The organism is Puniceibacterium confluentis, from assembly GCF_007923445.1.
GTDB lineage: Bacteria > Pseudomonadota > Alphaproteobacteria > Rhodobacterales > Rhodobacteraceae > Puniceibacterium > Puniceibacterium confluentis.
Window position 1 is genome coordinate 88437 of sequence record NZ_VOJI01000009.1, and the last position, 17029, is coordinate 105465.

Annotated in this window: 13 protein-coding genes; 6 read left to right on the forward strand and 7 right to left on the reverse strand. The window is 62.5% G+C overall.

Annotation, left to right across the window (positions count from 1 at the left end; all coding sequences use genetic code 11):
* Nucleotides 1-56 precede the first annotated feature (56 nt).
* The 3 genes from purL to FOY53_RS11870 form a co-directional block, all read right to left on the reverse strand.
* Nucleotides 57-2216 carry a phosphoribosylformylglycinamidine synthase subunit PurL gene (gene purL, locus FOY53_RS11860; protein WP_146589047.1) on the reverse strand — a complete coding sequence of 720 codons (2160 nt, stop codon included), beginning with the start codon at nucleotides 2214-2216 and terminating at the stop codon, nucleotides 57-59.
* A 62-nt stretch (nucleotides 2217-2278) separates the two neighbouring features.
* Nucleotides 2279-3142, reverse strand: coding sequence for a class I SAM-dependent methyltransferase (locus FOY53_RS11865; RefSeq protein WP_146589049.1), 864 nt, complete (start codon nucleotides 3140-3142; stop codon nucleotides 2279-2281).
* 248 nt (nucleotides 3143-3390) lie between these two features.
* Nucleotides 3391-4296: a LysR family transcriptional regulator gene (locus FOY53_RS11870; protein WP_146589051.1), complete on the reverse strand. Its 906-nt coding sequence runs from the start codon at nucleotides 4294-4296 to the stop codon at nucleotides 3391-3393.
* Between the two features lie 164 nt (nucleotides 4297-4460).
* Between FOY53_RS11870 and FOY53_RS11875 the strand changes: the two genes are divergently transcribed.
* The 5 genes from FOY53_RS11875 to ccmE all read left to right on the forward strand — a co-directional run bounded on the left by FOY53_RS11875 (nucleotide 4461) and on the right by ccmE (nucleotide 11342).
* Complete coding sequence (locus FOY53_RS11875) at nucleotides 4461-7883, forward strand: indolepyruvate ferredoxin oxidoreductase family protein (RefSeq protein ID WP_146589053.1); 3423 nt, start codon at nucleotides 4461-4463, stop codon at nucleotides 7881-7883.
* Between the two features lie 91 nt (nucleotides 7884-7974).
* Nucleotides 7975-8859 (forward strand): lysophospholipid acyltransferase family protein, encoded by an 885-nt coding sequence (locus FOY53_RS11880; protein ID WP_146589055.1) that lies wholly within the window; start codon nucleotides 7975-7977, stop codon nucleotides 8857-8859.
* A gap of 25 nt (nucleotides 8860-8884) precedes the next feature.
* Nucleotides 8885-9697: a glutamate racemase gene (gene murI / locus FOY53_RS11885; protein ID WP_146589057.1), complete on the forward strand. Its 813-nt coding sequence runs from the start codon at nucleotides 8885-8887 to the stop codon at nucleotides 9695-9697.
* Between the two features lie 131 nt (nucleotides 9698-9828).
* On the forward strand, nucleotides 9829-10857 hold the full coding sequence (argC, locus tag FOY53_RS11890; RefSeq protein ID WP_146589059.1) for an N-acetyl-gamma-glutamyl-phosphate reductase: 1029 nt from the start codon (nucleotides 9829-9831) through the stop codon (nucleotides 10855-10857).
* 23 nt (nucleotides 10858-10880) lie between these two features.
* Entirely contained in the window at nucleotides 10881-11342 is a 462-nt protein-coding gene (ccmE, locus tag FOY53_RS11895; RefSeq protein ID WP_146589060.1) for a cytochrome c maturation protein CcmE, read from the forward strand.
* A 150-nt stretch (nucleotides 11343-11492) separates the two neighbouring features.
* Here the strand turns inward: ccmE and eno are convergent, their stop codons facing one another.
* Nucleotides 11493-12767, reverse strand: a complete 1275-nt coding sequence (eno, locus tag FOY53_RS11900) for a phosphopyruvate hydratase (RefSeq protein WP_146589062.1) — start codon at nucleotides 12765-12767, stop codon at nucleotides 11493-11495.
* 225 nt (nucleotides 12768-12992) lie between these two features.
* The gene (locus FOY53_RS11905) at nucleotides 12993-13406 is read right to left on the reverse strand and encodes a Fur family transcriptional regulator (protein ID WP_146589064.1); all 414 of its coding nucleotides are present in this window, start codon (nucleotides 13404-13406) and stop codon (nucleotides 12993-12995) included.
* Between the two features lie 341 nt (nucleotides 13407-13747).
* On the opposite strand from FOY53_RS11905, the gene FOY53_RS11910 reads away from it, so the two are divergent.
* A complete protein-coding gene (locus FOY53_RS11910; protein ID WP_146589066.1) occupies nucleotides 13748-15019 on the forward strand; it encodes a DEAD/DEAH box helicase in 1272 nt (423 codons plus the stop codon).
* On the opposite strand, the gene FOY53_RS11915 is transcribed toward FOY53_RS11910, so the two are convergent.
* Entirely contained in the window at nucleotides 15020-15910 is an 891-nt protein-coding gene (locus FOY53_RS11915) for a DMT family transporter (RefSeq protein WP_146589069.1), read from the reverse strand. It lies immediately after the preceding gene.
* A 163-nt stretch (nucleotides 15911-16073) separates the two neighbouring features.
* Nucleotides 16074-16946, reverse strand: a complete 873-nt coding sequence (locus FOY53_RS11920; RefSeq protein WP_146589071.1) for a DUF533 domain-containing protein — start codon at nucleotides 16944-16946, stop codon at nucleotides 16074-16076.
* Nucleotides 16947-17029 lie beyond the last annotated feature (83 nt).

A 17029-nucleotide genomic window follows, 5' to 3' on the forward strand; every position in this document is an offset into this window, starting at 1 on the left:
CTGCGCGGGGCCGTTTTTCTGCGGGATCGGACAGGCGTTTTCTTGACGGTTGCGGCCTATCCGAAGATCGCACCGAAGCTGCCGCGATAGAGCGCCGAGAGGTCCTCGAGCGGCATTTCGGCATTGCCCATCCTGACCGTCTCGCCGCCGAATTTGCCGACCGAGATGATCGGCACGCCGGCGGCGGTTGCACGGCTCATCAATTCCTCGGCGCAGTCAAAGTCGCAGGCAATGAGATAGCGCGCCTGATCCTCGCCAAACAGCGTCGGCGTGTCGTCCATGTCCAGCGTCAGCCCCACACCCGAGGCATCCGCCATCTCGAAGGCCGCCAGCGCCAGACCACCATCTGACAGGTCGGTGCAGGACTGGATCAGGTCCCGGTTGTCACGGATGAATTCGCCGTGACGCCGTTCCGCGGCCAGATCCACATGCGGCGCGTCGCCGTCTTCGCGGTTGAAGATTTCCGCCAGCAGCGCGGACTGCCCGAGATGGCCGCTGGTTTCCCCGATGACGATGGCCACATCGCCGGCGCGGGCAAAGCCCAGAATCGGCGCTTCGCCGTCCGCAATCAGTCCCACGGCGCCAATCGTCGGAGTCGGCAGGATGCCCACGCCGTCCGTCTCGTTGTACAGCGAGACGTTGCCGGACACGATCGGCATGTCCAGCGCGAGGCAGGCGGCACCGATGCCACGCAGGGCACCGACGAACTGGCCCATGATCGCGGGTTTTTCCGGATTGCCGAAGTTGAGGTTGTCGGTGCTCGCCAGCGGTCTGGCCCCGACGGCACAGAGGTTGCGGAACGCTTCGGCCACCGCCTGTTTGCCGCCTTCTTCGGGGTTGGCCTTGACGTAGCGCGGGGTCACGTCGGAGGTGAAGGCCAGCTTCTTGCCGGTGCCGTGCACCCGGATCACCCCGGCACCAAAGCCGGGAATGCGCACGGTGTCGGCCATGACCTGACTGTCGTACTGTTCGTAAACCCACGAGCGGGCGCAATAGTTGGGACTGACCAACAGCGCCTTGAGCCCGTCCAGGGCGTCGATCTGCGGCACGTCGAGCATTGGCTCGCACGGCGCTGTCGCCTCCCATGGGCGGTCATATTCCGGCGCATTGCCGGACAGGGCCTTGAGCGGCAGATCGGCCTTGACCTCGCCATTGTGCACGATCAGGAAACGGTCCTCGGCAATGGTTTCGCCGACGATGGCAAAGTCGAGGTCCCATTTGTCGAACACCGCCTTGGCTTCGGCTTCTTTCGAAGGGTCCAGAACCATCAGCATGCGTTCCTGCGACTCCGAGAGCATCATCTCGTAGGCGGTCATCGCCTTTTCGCGACAGGGCACCTTTTCAAGGTCAAGGCGGACGCCGAGATCACCCTTGTCGCCCATTTCCACGGCAGAGCAGGTAAGGCCGGCCGCGCCCATGTCCTGAATCGAGATCACGGCGCCGGTCTGCATCAGTTCCAGTGTCGCCTCCATCAGGCGCTTTTCCGTGAAGGGATCGCCAACCTGCACGGTGGGACGCTTTTCCTCGATGCTCTCGTCGAACTCGGCACTCGCCATGGTCGCACCGCCGACGCCGTCGCGTCCGGTCTTGGCGCCAAGGTACACCACAGGTCGCCCGACGCCGCTGGCCGCGGAATAGAAGATCTTGTCGGTGTCGGCGAGGCCGGCGGCGAAGGCATTCACAAGGCAGTTGCCGTTGTAGGCCGAATGGAAACGCACCTCGCCCCCCATGGTGGGAACCCCGAATGCATTGCCGTAACCGCCGACACCCTCGACCACGCCATGAACCAGCCGTTTGGTCTTGTGATGGGACGGTTCGCCAAACGACAGCGAATTCATCGCCGCAATCGGCCGTGCGCCCATGGTAAAGACGTCGCGAAGGATGCCGCCGACGCCGGTGGCCGCGCCCTGATAGGGCTCGATGTAGGACGGGTGGTTGTGGCTTTCCATCTTGAAGACCACGGCCTGACCGTCGCCGATATCGACCACACCGGCGTTTTCGCCGGGTCCACAGATCACCTGCGGGCCAGAGGTGGGCAGGGTGCGCAGGTGCATCTTGGAAGACTTGTAGGAACAGTGCTCGTTCCACATGGCCGAAAAGATGCCCAGCTCGGTAAAGGTCGGTTCGCGTCCGATGATGTCGAGAATGCGCTGATATTCGTCAGGCTTGATCCCGTGGGATGCGATAAGGTCGTCGGTGATGGCCGGTTCCTGCATTTCTGCTCCCCTGTGGCTGTGTTGGCCGCTGTTTACGGCAAGGGCGCCAAAGGGGGAAGGGGTTAGGGCCGTCGCGCCTTCACGAGGTTCATCCGCGCCGGAATGACCGCCCCGGTGGGGGTGTCAAACTGGCGGAGACCGGCCTCGAGCGCGGACCGGATCGCCGAGGCATCCGCTTCGGTGGCTTGTTTGTCGCGCATGTGGCGCATCGCCGGACCGATGCGTGTCGCCAGTTTTGCCGCTGATGCACATCCGCCGGGCACCCACAGGCTGGTGTCGGTGGCGGTGACGTTGATTTCGGAGAAACCGGCCCGCTCCAGCAAATCGCGGATCCGCGCGGGGTCGCGCAGCGACATCGGGCCGGGTCCATCGGGATCACCGGGTTCCGCGGCGCCAAGACGCGCGACCGCGGCCCGCATCGGCAGATCGAACCACGGGTTTTCGCCCTGGGCGCGCCAGCAGATGAACACCAGCCGCCCCCCGGGGCGCAGCATGGTCAGGATATTGGCAAAGGCCGCTGCAGGATCGGCAAAGAACATCACGCCCATGCGCGATGTACACAGATCCACCGGTTCGTCGGGCGTCCAGACCTGCGCATCGGCCAGAACAAACTTGGGGGCGTCCGCGCCCAGGGCTTCGGCCCGCTGGCGAGCGGACGCCAGCAGACTGTCCGAGACATCAAGCCCGGTCACGGCGCCGCCGGGACGCGCGGCCTTGGCCAGCCACAGCGTCGTCGCGCCAGAGCCGCAGCCGATGTCGATGATGGTCTGGCCGGCGCGCGGGGCAGCGGCGGCGAGCATCACGTCCGCGACCCGACTGTGAAGGGTGTCCAGCTCGTCGCGCAGTGCGACCCAGGTCAGTCCCGGCCCGTCGGACCAGAATTTGCGCTGATCCTCATTTGCTTCGGAAAAGATCCTGTCGGGCATGGTTCCGGACTCCGTCGGTTGACTTTGCACAGAGTATGCGCGCGATCTGCCGGATCTGCCTAATATTTATCCAAAAAAAAGGCCGAGCTAAAAGCTCGGCCGAAGTCCAACAGGGAGGTATGCAGATGATGCGCCGCTAAGCGTTTCGCTCTGCATGCAGATGAATTAATAGCCGACATGTTAACGATCAAGTCTATTCGTGTCGCAGGTGCAGCATTTCTGGTATGCGTGTGCTGCATACCACAGTGTCAGACCTGACCCATGGACTTGAGCGTCTTGCGATGGGCAAAGATTTCTTCCTGCACGAAGTCGCGGAACGCCGCTATCCGTTTGGATTGGCGGAGTTCTTCAGGATATGCCAGAAACACCGGAACTTCGCCGGATTCCACGTCCGGCAGAACCCGCACGGCTTTGGGGAAATCTTCGATGATGTAATCGGGCAACACCCCGATTCCGAGATTCGAGATCACCGCCTGTAACACCCCGAAATAATTGTTCACGGTCAGGGTCGACTTGATGTCGTAGGTCAGCAGTTCCTGCACCAGACTGAGACCGGCCATCACCTGCGCCGACCGGGTGTTCTGACAGATCAGCCGGTGATGCTCCATATCCTCAAGCGTTTCGGGGGTGCCGTGCTCTTCGAGGTACTCGGGCGATGCATAGAGCCGCATCCGGATCTGCATCAGCCGCTTGCGGATCAGGTCGGCCTGGGAAGGCTCTTTCATCCGGATGGCGACGTCGGCCTCGCGCATCGGCAAATCAAGCACACGTTCCTCGAGCATCAGATCAATGTTGAGATCCGGATACTTTTCATAAAGCTTTGGAAGGCGCGGCGCCAGCCAGAGCGAGCCAAAGCCGGTGGTGGTGGTCACGCGAAGCTCGCCGAACACCTCTTCCTCGCTGTCGCGGATGCGCGCGGTGGCAGCGTCGATACGTTTCAGCATCGACGATGTGGCGTCAAACAGCAGTTCGCCCTGTTCCGTCAGAATCAGCCCGCGCGCGTGGCGGTGAAACAACGTGGTGTTGAGCGATTCCTCCAGCGACCGAATCTGCCGCGACACCGCCGATTGCGACAGGTGCAGCGTATCGCCGGCATGCGTGAGGCTGCCGGCGTCGGCGACAGCGTGAAATATTCTGAGTTTGTCCCAGTCCATGTGGTCAACTTTCTGATGTTGGGAACCTTCTACACGAAACAGCTGCATCTTTAAGACGTAACCTTGTGTAATTTTCGCAAGCGGCGGAGAAATTGCTATCAAGGTCAGCTTTTGTGACCTAAAATGGGGTCCAGGCACGATCATTGAGCGACGGGAGGCGTAAGATGAGCACGCAAGAGATAACCCTCAACGACCGGTTCGATCTGTCCAGGGATCAGGTGCTGCTGAACGGCACTCAGGCGCTGGTCAGGCTGATGTTGATTCAGAAGGCGCGGGACCGGGCGGCGGGGCTGAACACCGCAGGATATGTCACTGGCTACCGTGGTTCGCCACTGGGGGCGGTGGATATCCAGATGAACCGCGCCGCCAAATGGTTGCAGGGTGCCGATGTGCTGTTCCGCGAGGGATTGAACGAGGACCTGGCGGCCACCGCGCTTTGGGGCACCCAGCAGGCCGAACTGCGCGGCGAAGGAAAGTATGACGGCGTATTCGGCCTCTGGTACGGCAAGGGGCCGGGCGTAGACCGGTCCGGCGACGTGATGCGCCACGCCAACATGGCTGGCACGTCGCGCCACGGCGGCGTGATCATGGCGATGGGCGACGACCACACCGGCGAAAGCTCGACCGTGCTGCACCAGAGCGAATGGGCGATGGTTGACGCCTATATGCCGGTGGTCTCTCCGGCCGGGGTGCAGGAGATCATGGACTATGGCGTCTACGGTTTTGCCCTGTCGCGGTTTTCTGGCCTTTGGGTTGGCCTCAAGACCATGAAGGACACGGTCGAGGCGACATCGGTTGTGGACGGTCGTGCCGACCGGATGAAGTTGTTTCTGCCCGAGTTCGACATGCCGGATGGCGGCCTGAACATTCGGCTGGGCGATACGCCGCACGCGCAGGAAGCGCGGATGATCGACTACAAGCGTTTCGCCGCAGAGGCCTTTTCCCGCATCAACGGCATGGACAAGCGCATCTGGGGCAAGCCGGGCGCCAAGATCGGCTTTGTCGCTGCGGGCAAGAACTGGCTGGACCTGGTCCATGCGCTTTCCCTGCTGGGGCTGGATGCGACCGAAGCCGAACGACTGGGGCTGACGACCTACAAGGTCGGTCAGACCTTTCCGCTGGACATGCAGGGCTTTCACGACTGGGCCGAGGGGCTCGACCTGATTGTCGTGGTCGAGGAAAAACGCAAGCTGATCGAGGTGCAGATCAAGGAGGCGATCTTCAACGATCGGCGGGGTCGGCGGGTCTATGGCTGGCACAAGGGCGGCGGTGCCGGGTCGATGCACGGGCCGGAACTGTTTCCGACGCGCGGGGCGCTGGACCCGATCCTGATTGCACAGAGGCTGGGCGAAATCCTGATCGAAGAGGGGCGCGGCACCGACCGGGTCAAGGCCGGGTTGCAGATGCTCGACCGTGCGCGTCAGGCCGACAATGCGACCGAGATCGCGGCCCGTCTGCCGTATTTCTGTTCGGGCTGTCCGCACAACACATCCACCAAGGTGCCCGAGGGGTCGCGCGCCTATGCCGGGATCGGCTGTCACTACATGGTGCAGTGGATGGACCGCGAAACCACAGGTTTCACCCATATGGGCGGCGAAGGCGCGAACTGGATCGGCGAGGCACCGTTTTCCAGACGCGGCCATGTGTTCCAGAACCTGGGTGACGGAACCTACAACCATTCCGGGGTGCAGGCGATCCGCGCGGCGCTGCTGGCGGGCACCACGATCACCTACAAGATTCTCTACAACGACGCGGTGGCGATGACCGGGGGTCAGAAAAACGACGGCGGGCTGACGGCACAGCAGATCGTGCGCGAACTGGTGGCGATGAATGTGCCGCATGTGGCGGTGGTCTACGACGAAAAGGAAGAGGTCGATCCCAAAGGGTTTCCCACCGGCGTCGAGGTGCACGAGCGCGCGCAGATGGAGGCTGTGCAGAAGGCGTTCAGCCAGCACGAGGGGGTGTCGGCGATTGTCTACATCCAGACCTGCGCGGCGGAGAAGCGGCGCCGCCGCAAGCGGGGCAAGTTTCCCGATCCGGACAAGCGGGTGTTCATCAACACCGACGTCTGCGAGGGCTGCGGTGATTGCGGTGTACAGTCGAACTGTGTCTCGATCGTGCCGGTCGAGACCGAACTGGGTCGCAAGCGGGCGATTGACCAGTCATCCTGCAACAAGGATTATTCTTGCCTCAAGGGCTTTTGCCCGTCGTTCCTCACCCTGGAGGGTGCGCAGGTGCGGCGGGGGGGAACCACCGAGCTGAATTTGCCGGACCTGCCGGATCCGAAGCTGCCAGGGATTGAAGGCACCTGGAATGTGGTCGTGACCGGGGTTGGCGGCACCGGGGTGGTGACCATCGGCGCGGTTCTGGCACAGGCGGCACAGATTGAGGGCAAGGGCGCCGGAATGATGGAGATGGCCGGGCTCGCCCAAAAGGGCGGCGCGGTGCATATTCATTGCCGTCTTGCAGAAAAACCGTCGGACATCAGTGCGATACGGGTCGCAACTGGCGAGTGTGACGCGCTGATTGGCGGAGATCTCGTGGTCTCGGCCGGAGCAAAGACCCTGGGGCTGATGCGCACGGGCCATACCGGTGGCGTCGTGAACAGCCACGAGATCATCACTGGCGAATTCACCCGAAACACGGAATTCTCTTTGCCGACCGATCGGTTGAAGCTCGCTCTCGAAGCGCGGCTTCAGGATCGGCTGGATATGTTCGATGCTTCGGAACTGGCGCGGGCGACGATGGGAGATTCGATCTTTTCCAACATGATGATCCTTGGCGCGGCGTGGCAACGGGGTCTCTTGCCGCTGACCAAGGCGGCCATCGTTGCGGCCATCGAATTGAACGGCGCTGCTGTGGAAAAGAACCTGCGCGCCTTTGAGATCGGTCGCTGGGCCGTGCTGCACAGCGCAGAAGCGGCGCGGCTGAGTGCGCCGCAAGTGGTGCGGATGCCGAAGACACCTGAGGAGCGGATTGCCTTCCGCGCAGAGCATCTTGTGGCCTATCAGGGCAAACGTCTGGCCCGGCGTTATCGTGGATTGGTGGACGGGATCACGGATCCGAAACTGAAGGAGGCTGTGGCAAAAGGGTACCACAAGCTGTTGTCCTACAAGGACGAATACGAAGTGGCACGCCTGCACCTGCAAAGCCGCGAAAAGGCGGCAGAGCAATTCGAGCCAGGGTTCAGGATGCGGTTCCACCTGGCGCCGCCACTTCTCAGCAAGACGGGGTCCGACGGGCGGCCGCAGAAAAGGGTCTTTGGGGAAAGCATGTTGCGCGGTTTTGCTGTGCTGGCGCGGCTCAAGTTTTTGCGGGGCACGTTCCTTGATCCCTTCGGCCGTTCCCAAGAGCGGCAGATGGAGCGGGCGCTGATTGCGCAGTACGAGGCGGATATGCAGGAAGTGCTGCCACAACTTACCCCGGCGACACGCGATGCGGTTCTGGCGCTGGCAGAATTGCCGTTGCAGATCAAGGGGTTTGGACCTGTGAAGCAGGCCAATGAGCAGCGGGCGGCCAAGCGGCGCGAAGAGCTTCTGGCGGTGATCCGGGCGGGGGGTGCGCCCATGGCAAGAGCCGCGGAATGACACGTCCCACGGGGAGCATGCGTTGGTCACACTCTCTGGCGCGGTCACCGGAACCGCGCTAGACAGGCGCGGGTTTTCAAGGATCTCTCAAATGCAGGCGACGCGCCGGAATGCCGGGGACATCAGTTACGCCTACTCGGCCAGCACCCGGGGTGGTCGCGCGCTGATCCGCCTGATGGAAAATGCCACCGGGCGGATCAGTTTGATCCGCCGCGCTCGTGGCTACGAACGTGAGGTGGCTGAAGGGCGCGACTTCTGGCAGGTGATGGTGGAGCGTTATGGTCTCGCGCTGGAAGTGGTGCGCGGCGATCTGAGCAATATTCCGGCGACGGGTCCGCTGATCGTGATTGCCAACCACCCCTATGGCATCCTCGACGGACTGATGATGGGCCATATCCTGTCGGTGGTGCGCGGTGATTTTCGGATCCTGGCCAATTCGGTCTTTCAGAAGGCCGACGATTTGGCGCAGGTGGTCCTGCCGGTTTCCTTTGACGACAGCCGCGAGGCGGTGCTCCAGAACCTCGACACCCGCAAGAAGGCGCTGCGCTACCTCGACGGCGGCGGTGCTGTCGGCATTTTTCCCGGCGGAACGGTATCGACGGCCCTGAAACCCTTTGCGCGGCCGATGGATCCGGGATGGCGCAGCTTTACCGCCAGGATGGTGGCGCAGAGTGGTGCGACCGTGGTGCCGATATTCTTTGACGGTCACACCAGCCGGTTGTTCCAGCTGGCCAGCCACCTGCACGTCACGCTGCGGATGGGGTTGCTGATCCAGGAATTTCGCAAGCGGGTCGATACCCCTGTACAGGTTGCAATCGGCGGGCCGATACCTGCAGAAATGCTGCAACGCCATGCAAAAGACCCACGCGCAATGATGGATTTCCTGCGCAAAGCGACGTATGAGCTTAGCCCAAGCCCGCTCGCCTCGTATGACTACGGGTTCGAGTTCGAGGAACGGCGCAAGACAAGGGCCTGAGAGCCTGCGAGCAGAGGATATTTCGATGGCGGTAGGGGTGTTCGACTCGGGTCTGGGGGGGCTCACGGTGCTGGATGCGGTGAGCAAGCGCCTGCCGGAGGTGCCGTTTGTCTATCTCGCCGACAGCCGCCACGCGCCTTACGGTGTGCGCGATGCCGACGACATCTACAATTTGACCACCAACGCGGTGGAACGGCTCTGGGCCGCAGGCTGCGATCTGGTCATTCTGGCGTGCAATACCGCCAGCGCCGCGGCCCTGAGGCGGATGCAGGAAAGCTGGATCCCGCGCGACAAGCGGGTGCTGGGTGTGTTTGTGCCGCTGATCGAAGCGATGACCGAGCGGCAGTGGGGCGACAATTCTCCGCCGCGCGAAGTGGCGGTGAAACACGTGGCCCTGTTTGCAACACCGGCCACGGTGCGCAGCCGGGCGTTCCAGCGCGAGCTGGCGTTCCGCGCCATCGGTGTGGATGTCGAGGCACAGGCCTGTGGCGGTGTGGTCGACGCCATCGAGGAGGGCGACATGATTCTCGCCGAGGCCCTCGTGCGCAGCCATGTGGATGCGCTGATGCGCAAGATGCCGCAGCCGCAGGCCGCCATCCTGGGATGCACACACTATCCGCTGATGCAGGACGTGTTCCAGGCTGCGCTCGGGCCGGAGGTGAGCGTCTACAGCCAGGCCAATCTGGTGGCCGACTCGCTGGCGGACTATCTCGAGCGGCATCCCGGCATGCTGGGCAAGGGGACCGAGTCGCAGTTCCTGACCACGGGCGACCCGCGCCGTGTGTCGGATCGCGCGACACAGTTCCTGCGACGACAGATCCTGTTTCAGCAGGCCTGATCTCGCGGCCCTGTGCGCGGCCCTACACAGGTTGTTGACATGCTCCGGGCAAGGCTTTGACCCGGCGCCCATATCCGCTAAACAGGCGCCCAGACGCGGCGCCCCCGGCAACGCCCCCACGGAGAGACCTCATGCCCCATAAAATCGCGATCATCGGTGCCAGCGGCTATACAGGTGCCGAGTTGATCCGACTGATCGCCACCCATCCCAACATGGAGATTGCGGCGCTGGCGGCCAATTCCAAGGCCGGGCAGAGCATGGCACAGGTGTTTCCGCACCTGCGGCATCTGGACCTGCCGGACCTGGTCACATGGGAACAGATAGATTTCAGCGCCATTGACCTGTGTTTCTGCGCCTTGCCGCACAAGACCAGCCAGGAAGTGATCCGCGAACTGCCGAAAACCCTGAAGATCGTCGATCTGAGCGCCGATTTCAGGCTGCGCGATCCGGCGGAATATACCAGGTGGTACGGCAATGCGCATGGCGCGGTCGAGATGCAGAAAGAGGCGGTCTACGGCCTGACGGAATTCTATCGCGCCGAGATTGCCAAGGCACGCCTGGTCGCCGGAACGGGCTGCAACGCGGCAACCGGGCAGTTTGTGCTGCGTCCGCTTGTGGCCGGTGCGGTGATCGATCTCGACGACATCATCCTGGACATGAAATGCGCCGTGTCGGGCGCCGGGCGCAGTCTCAAGGAAAACCTGCTGCATGCCGAATTGTCCGAGGGCTACAATGCCTATGCGGTGGGCGGCACGCACCGCCATCAGGGTGAATTCGATCAGGAATTCAGTGCCTTGGCGGGGCGTTCTGTAAAGGTGCAGTTCACGCCGCACCTGATGCCGGCGAACCGGGGAATTCTGGCGACCACCTATGTGAAGGGCGATCCGCAGGCGGTCTATGGCACGCTGCAAAAGGCCTATGCCGACGAGCCGTTTGTCAAAGTGCTGCCGTTCGGAGAAACGCCGTCGACGCACCACGTGCGCGGCTCGAACTTTGTGCATATCGGCGTGACCGGCGACCGTATCCCGGGCCGGGCCATCGTGATTGGCGCGCTCGACAATCTGACAAAGGGCAGTTCCGGACAGGCGCTGCAGAATGCCAACCTGATGCTGGGAGAAGACGAGACGGCAGGTCTGATGCTGGTTCCGTGTTTTCCCTGAGATGGATCTGAGGAGGGTCGTATATGGCACTGAAATCACTTAAAAAGAAACGCCGGATCCAGGTGGTTGCGCTGGCTGCCGTGGCGCTGGTGATTTCGACCGGGCTGATCGGTTATGCCATGCGCGACGGCATCAACTTCTTCCGCTCACCCAGCCAGGTGGTCGCGGAACCGCCGCGCCCGACAGAGGTGTTCCGCATCGGCGGTCTGGTCGAGGAAGGCAGTCTGCTGCGCGGACAGGGCCACGAGATTCGCTTCAGCGTGACGGATGGCGGCGCCTCTGTGCCGGTCATCTATGCCGGGGTTTTGCCGGATCTGTTTGAAGAGAAACAGGGCATGGTCGGTACCGGTCGCTACGTGAACGGTGTCTTTGAAGCGACTGAAATACTTGCCAAACACGATGAAACCTACATGCCGAAAGAGGTCATCGACGCGCTCAAGGCGCAGGGCGTGTACCAGGAAAGCGTCCCGGACTCCGGCAGTTGAACGAATTAACAACCGAACGCGTTTCACAGGATCGTAGCCGAAACAGCAGAGATTTCCCCGGGCCATAGCGGGGGCATTGTCGCAGGGCACGACCTCTGAGAATCCAGGGCGGCGATACAGCGCGCGGGCCGTGACCCGCGCGCCACCGTGTTATCTCAGGATTGACTTGCCGGCGAATTCCGCCGTCTCGCCCAGGATCTCTTCGATGCGGATCAGCTGGTTGTATTTTGCCAGCCGGTCCGAGCGCGCCAGCGAGCCGGTCTTGATCTGACCACAGTTGGTGGCAACGGCGAGGTCGGCAATGGTTGCATCCTCGGTTTCGCCGGAGCGGTGCGACATCACGTTGGTCATCCGCGCGCGGTGCGCCATGTCCACAGCTTTCAGCGTCTCGGTCAGGGTGCCGATCTGGTTGACCTTGACCAGCATGGAGTTGGCGCAACCCTTTTCGATGCCCATGGCCAGACGCTTGGGGTTGGTGACGAACAGATCGTCACCGACGAGCTGGATCTTGTCGCCAAGCAGATCGGTCAGGGCCTTCCAGCCATCCCAGTCGTCCTCGGACATGCCGTCCTCGATCGAGATGATCGGGTAATCCGCGCAAAGCTGTGCAAGGTAGGCAGCATTTTCTTCGGAGGTGAGCGATTTGCCTTCGCCCTTCATCTCGTATTTGCCGCCCTTGAAGTATTCGGTTGCGGCACAATCAAGCGCGAGGCAGATGTCCTCACCGGGCTTGAATCCAGCTGTCTCAATGGATTGCAGAATGAAATCAAGCGCTTCTCTGGTGGAGCCGAGATCCGGAGCAAACCCGCCCTCGTCGCCGAGACCGGTCGAAAGACCCTTGGCCGAGAGCGCCTTCTTGAGGGTGTGAAAGACTTCGGAACCCATGCGCACCGCTTCGCGAATATTCGCGGCGGCGACCGGCATGATCATGAATTCCTGGATGTCGATCGGGTTGTCGGCATGTTCGCCGCCATTGATGATGTTCATCATCGGCACCGGCAACACGCGGGCCGATGTACCGCCGACATAGCGGAACAGCGGCAGGCCATTGTATTCCGCAGCAGCCTTGGCGGCAGCGAGCGAGACGCCGAGAATGGCGTTGGCACCCAGGCGCGACTTGGTTTCTGTGCCATCCAGTTCGATCATCGACATGTCGATGGCGACCTGTTCAGTGGCGTCCATGCCCAGCAGTTCTTCGGCGATCTCGCCATTCACCGCGGCCACGGCTTCCAGCACACCCTTGCCCATGTAGCGGGACTTGTCGCCGTCGCGACGCTCGTTGGCCTCGTAGGCACCGGTCGACGCGCCCGAGGGCACGGCGGCACGGCCCATGGTGCCGTCCTCCAGGGTTACGTCGACCTCGACGGTCGGGTTGCCACGGCTGTCGAGGATTTCACGGGCGTGGATGTCGATAATTGTGCTCATGGGGTCCAGTCTCTTGGAGGGGGTTGCTTGACCCTGCGTATAGCAGGCAGATGCAAAATGTAAATGTACAGGTTAGCGCTAACGAATCTGTCGGGACCGCAACCTGATCGGCGCAGTCAAGGCATGCCAGAGCGCCTTGGCGTCGGGCCGGGGCTATTGCCCGGTGAGGCAATTTGGCGAATTTCTGCGAATATTTTCGGCCTGACAGCGACGCCGGTTTCGTTCTCAGCGTTTGGTAAGCGGGACGCCGTACAACTCCAACCGGTGCCCCTTGAGCTTGTAGCCAAGCTTGGCGGCGATCTTTTCCTGCAGCGCTTCGATTTCAGGGTCCACGAATTCGATCACGTCGCCGGACTGCATGTCGATAAGGTGGTCGTGGTGGTCGCGCTCTGCATCCTCGTACCGTGCGCGTCCGTCCCCGAATTCCAGCCGGTCCAGAATTCCGGCCTCTTCGAACAACTTCACCGTGCGGTAGATCGTGGCGATCGAAATCCGGTCATCGCGGGCCGAGGCCCGGGCATACAGTTCCTCGACATCGGGGTGGTCGGTCGCTTCCTCCAACACCTGCGCGATGGTGCGGCGCTGTTCGGTCATGCGCAGGCCCTTGGCTTCGCAACGGCTGGTGATGGTGTCGGTCATCGAATCCTCACACGTGGGTTCATAAGCTTTAGCCAATCCCGGGCAGGGAGGCCAACAGGCTAAATGACCCGGTCGGTGGGGATGCGCGCTTGACTTGGCGGACGGAAACCGCCATGTGGTCCATCGACGGATCTCTTCTGCCGCGTGAGCAGATTGACCGGCGCCAGATGCGCCGTGGGTCACGGAGACCGCAATTGCTTCCAAAATCACGCGTGGGGCACGGGGTGCAACGCCTCTCGGACATTCGGTCTGAGGGCGGTTCTGTGCCTCTCCACCTGATGGGCTGCAATCAGCAGTCCGTTGCTCGAGGCGGCGTCTGACGTCGTCCGAAAGGAACTGTTTTGACTGATTTTACTACAATGGGCCTGCCCAAATCGCTTGTCACCCGTCTGACCCAGATGGGCCTGACCGAGCCGACACCGATCCAGACCGGGGCCATTCCGTTTGCCATGGCCGGCCGCGACGTGATGGGCCTGGCACAGACCGGCACCGGCAAGACGGCGGCCTTTGGCCTGCCGCTGGTCGCACAGATCTCGGGTCTGGGACGACCGGCGCCCAAATCCGTACGCGGTCTGGTGCTTGCCCCAACCCGCGAACTGGCGGGGCAGATTGCCGAGACCCTGAAGGAACTGACTCTGGGATCGCCGCTGAAGGTGACTGTCGTCGTGGGCGGTCAGTCGCTGAACGCACAGGCGAAGCGGCTGGAAAAAGGCATTGATCTGCTGGTCGCCACGCCCGGTCGCCTGATCGACCTCATTGAGCGTCGTGCCGTGCGCCTGAACGAATGCAGCTTCCTGGTGCTCGACGAAGCCGACCAGATGCTGGACATGGGGTTCATCCATGCCCTGCGTCAGATTGCGACGCACCTGCCAAAGAAGCGTCAGACCATGTTGTTCTCGGCCACCATGCCGAAACTGATGGAAGACCTGTCGCGCGAATATCTCGACAATCCGGAAAAGGTGCAGGTGTCGCCTCCGGGCAAGGCGGCGGACAAGATCGCGCAGTCGGTGCATTTCATCGCCAAGGCGGAAAAGACCAAACTGCTGATCGAGCTGCTGGACGGGCACAAGGACGAACTGGCACTGGTTTTCGGCCGTACCAAGCACGGGTCGGAAAAGCTGATGAAGACCTTGGAAAAGGCCGGCTTTGCCGCGGCGTCGATCCATGGCAACAAGAGCCAGGGTCAGCGCGACCGCGCTCTGAAGGCGTTTCGTGATGGTAGCGTCCGTGTGCTGGTGGCGACCGATGTGGCGGCACGCGGGCTGGATATTCCGGCAGTGCGGCATGTCTACAACTTTGAACTGCCGAACGTGCCGGAAAACTATGTGCACCGCATTGGCCGGACCGCGCGGGCCGGACGTGAGGGCGCAGCGATCGCGTTTTGCGCACCGGACGAGATTGGTGAACTGAAAGCGATCCAGAAGGTCTTGAAAATGACCATTCCGGTGGCTTCGGGCCGGGCCTGGGAAGGTCTGGACACCCCCGAGCGCGGCGGCGGCAACGGTGGTCAGCGGCGCGGCAATGGCGGCGGCAAGCCCGGCGGCTCAAAGCCCGGCACCAACCGGCGGCGGCGGCGGCCTGCGGGCAACAAGTCGGCGGCCAAGGCAGCCTGATCAGACGGTCTGACTGCGTCGCCTGCGGGCGGCGCGGTCAGTGCCGAGCAGGTAGGCCGCAAGGCTGATCAACACCAGCGCGCCCCCCAGCAGCATGCGCGGCGTCGGTGTCTCGCCGGTGCCCAGCCAGACCCAGAGCGGTCCAATCACGGTTTCCAGCAGCATCAGCAGGCTGACGTTGGTTGCCGCGGTATGGCGCGAGGCCAGCGAGAGCGAAAAGAACGAGACCGGAAGGATCAATGCCCCGGTGAGGGCAATGGCCCAGACGGTTCCGTCCATCATCCGCGCGGGCGTGGCGGACAGCAGGCCGAAACTGCCTGCAAGCAACGCCCCCAGACCGATGCACAGCAAAATCGGCACCCGACTGGTGTTGCGCAGGATCACGAAATTCAGTGCCAGGGAAAAGGCCACCCCCAACCCGCACAGCGCGCCCAGCAACGCCGAGGTGTTGAGGGCTGCATCGCCCTTGCCGCTGACCGCTATGGCGATTCCGAACAGCACCGCGACAATCGTGAGCCATGTGGCGCGGCTGGTGACTTCGCCATAGAGAAGGCGTGCCAGCACGGCGGACCAGACCGGCGTGGTGGCCACGGAGACCAGAACCACAGAAACCGGCGCAAGCGCGATGCCTGTGGGAAACAACGTGGCATTCAGAGCCTGACAGAGCATCACCGCGAGACCGGCGCCGCTGGCCAGTATTCCCAGATCCCGCACACGGCTGGATGTGGTCACGAACCAGGCCAGCAGGAACAGACCGCCCATCGACAGCCCGCGCCAGCCAAGCATCTGCATCCCGTCCATGCCGGACAGGCGCATGAACAGCGCATCCGGAGTCAGCACGAGGGCTCCGAACGTGGCCAGAAGCAAACCGAAGAGGGGATGGGATGTCATGCCGCAGGAGAGAGCGCAAAACCCGAGGGCGGTCAAGGGGAGGGATCGCACGCCCCCCGGAGCGGCAGCCGACCAGGTGCACGATATGGCCGAATTGTAGAATGGGTCCGGTCTCTGACCTTGTGGAAAGGCCTGGACCGAACCCGGGTGCTGCCCTGAGACGTCAGTTGTAAAGTGGTTGCAGGCCCATCTGCATGTGCAGCATGTTCACCGTCGGCTCGTCCAGCTCCATCGCCTGAGCAAGAGCGTCCAGGTATTCCGCCTCGGACTGGGTGTCGACGCGAATTGTCATCAACGAGGCCGAGTAGACCTGCATCCGTTGCTCCTGGGGGGTGTCTGCGGCCAGCGCCTTGACGTCGACCGGAGCCTTCAGCTGTTCCTTGACGAAAGCGATGTCGTCCGGCGCGGAATCGTCGCCTATGGTTTCCAGTATCTTGGCCTTTTCGACCTTGTCGATTGCGCCGTCCGCTTTCGCGGCCTGGATCATTGCGCGCAGCATCAATGCCGCGCTTTTTTCGGCTTCGGGCGCGGTTTCCGAAATCTTGAACTGGTCAAGCATGCCCGCGACGCTTTTGCCCTGCATCGCCGCCACTCCGCCTGCGGCGGCGAACAGGCCCGCCATTCCGGCGCCATTCTGGTCCGCAGACGACAGCAGCGGCCCTTTTTCCGCCGTGCCGCCTGCGCCCGCAGCGGCCCCCATCAGGGCCGAAAGATCAAAGCCGCTTGATTTCATCTTGTCCATCATCGCGGCCATCGGATTGGCGCCGCCACCGGTCTGACCGGCAAACGCCGAAAGATCGAATCCCGTCGCCTTGAACTTTTCCATCATCGACTGCATGGCATCCGTGCCTTGCGGCGCCTTGCCTGCAAGCATGTTTCCCATCTGGGCCTGTGCGCTGCTGGCGGGATGCGCGCCCTTGATCTGAGCGCCACCGCCCAGCAGCCCACCCAGGCCCTGTCCACCGGCCATCTTGTCGACACCGCGCGCGGCGGCATATCCGATGGCCAGTTTGGCCAGTGTTCCCATAAGTCCCATGCGAAGCATCCTCCCTAGAAGTTTCATGTCCTGCACCGGCAGCATGCCATATTGACTGAGGGGTTGCAGGAAAAAACGGGCGG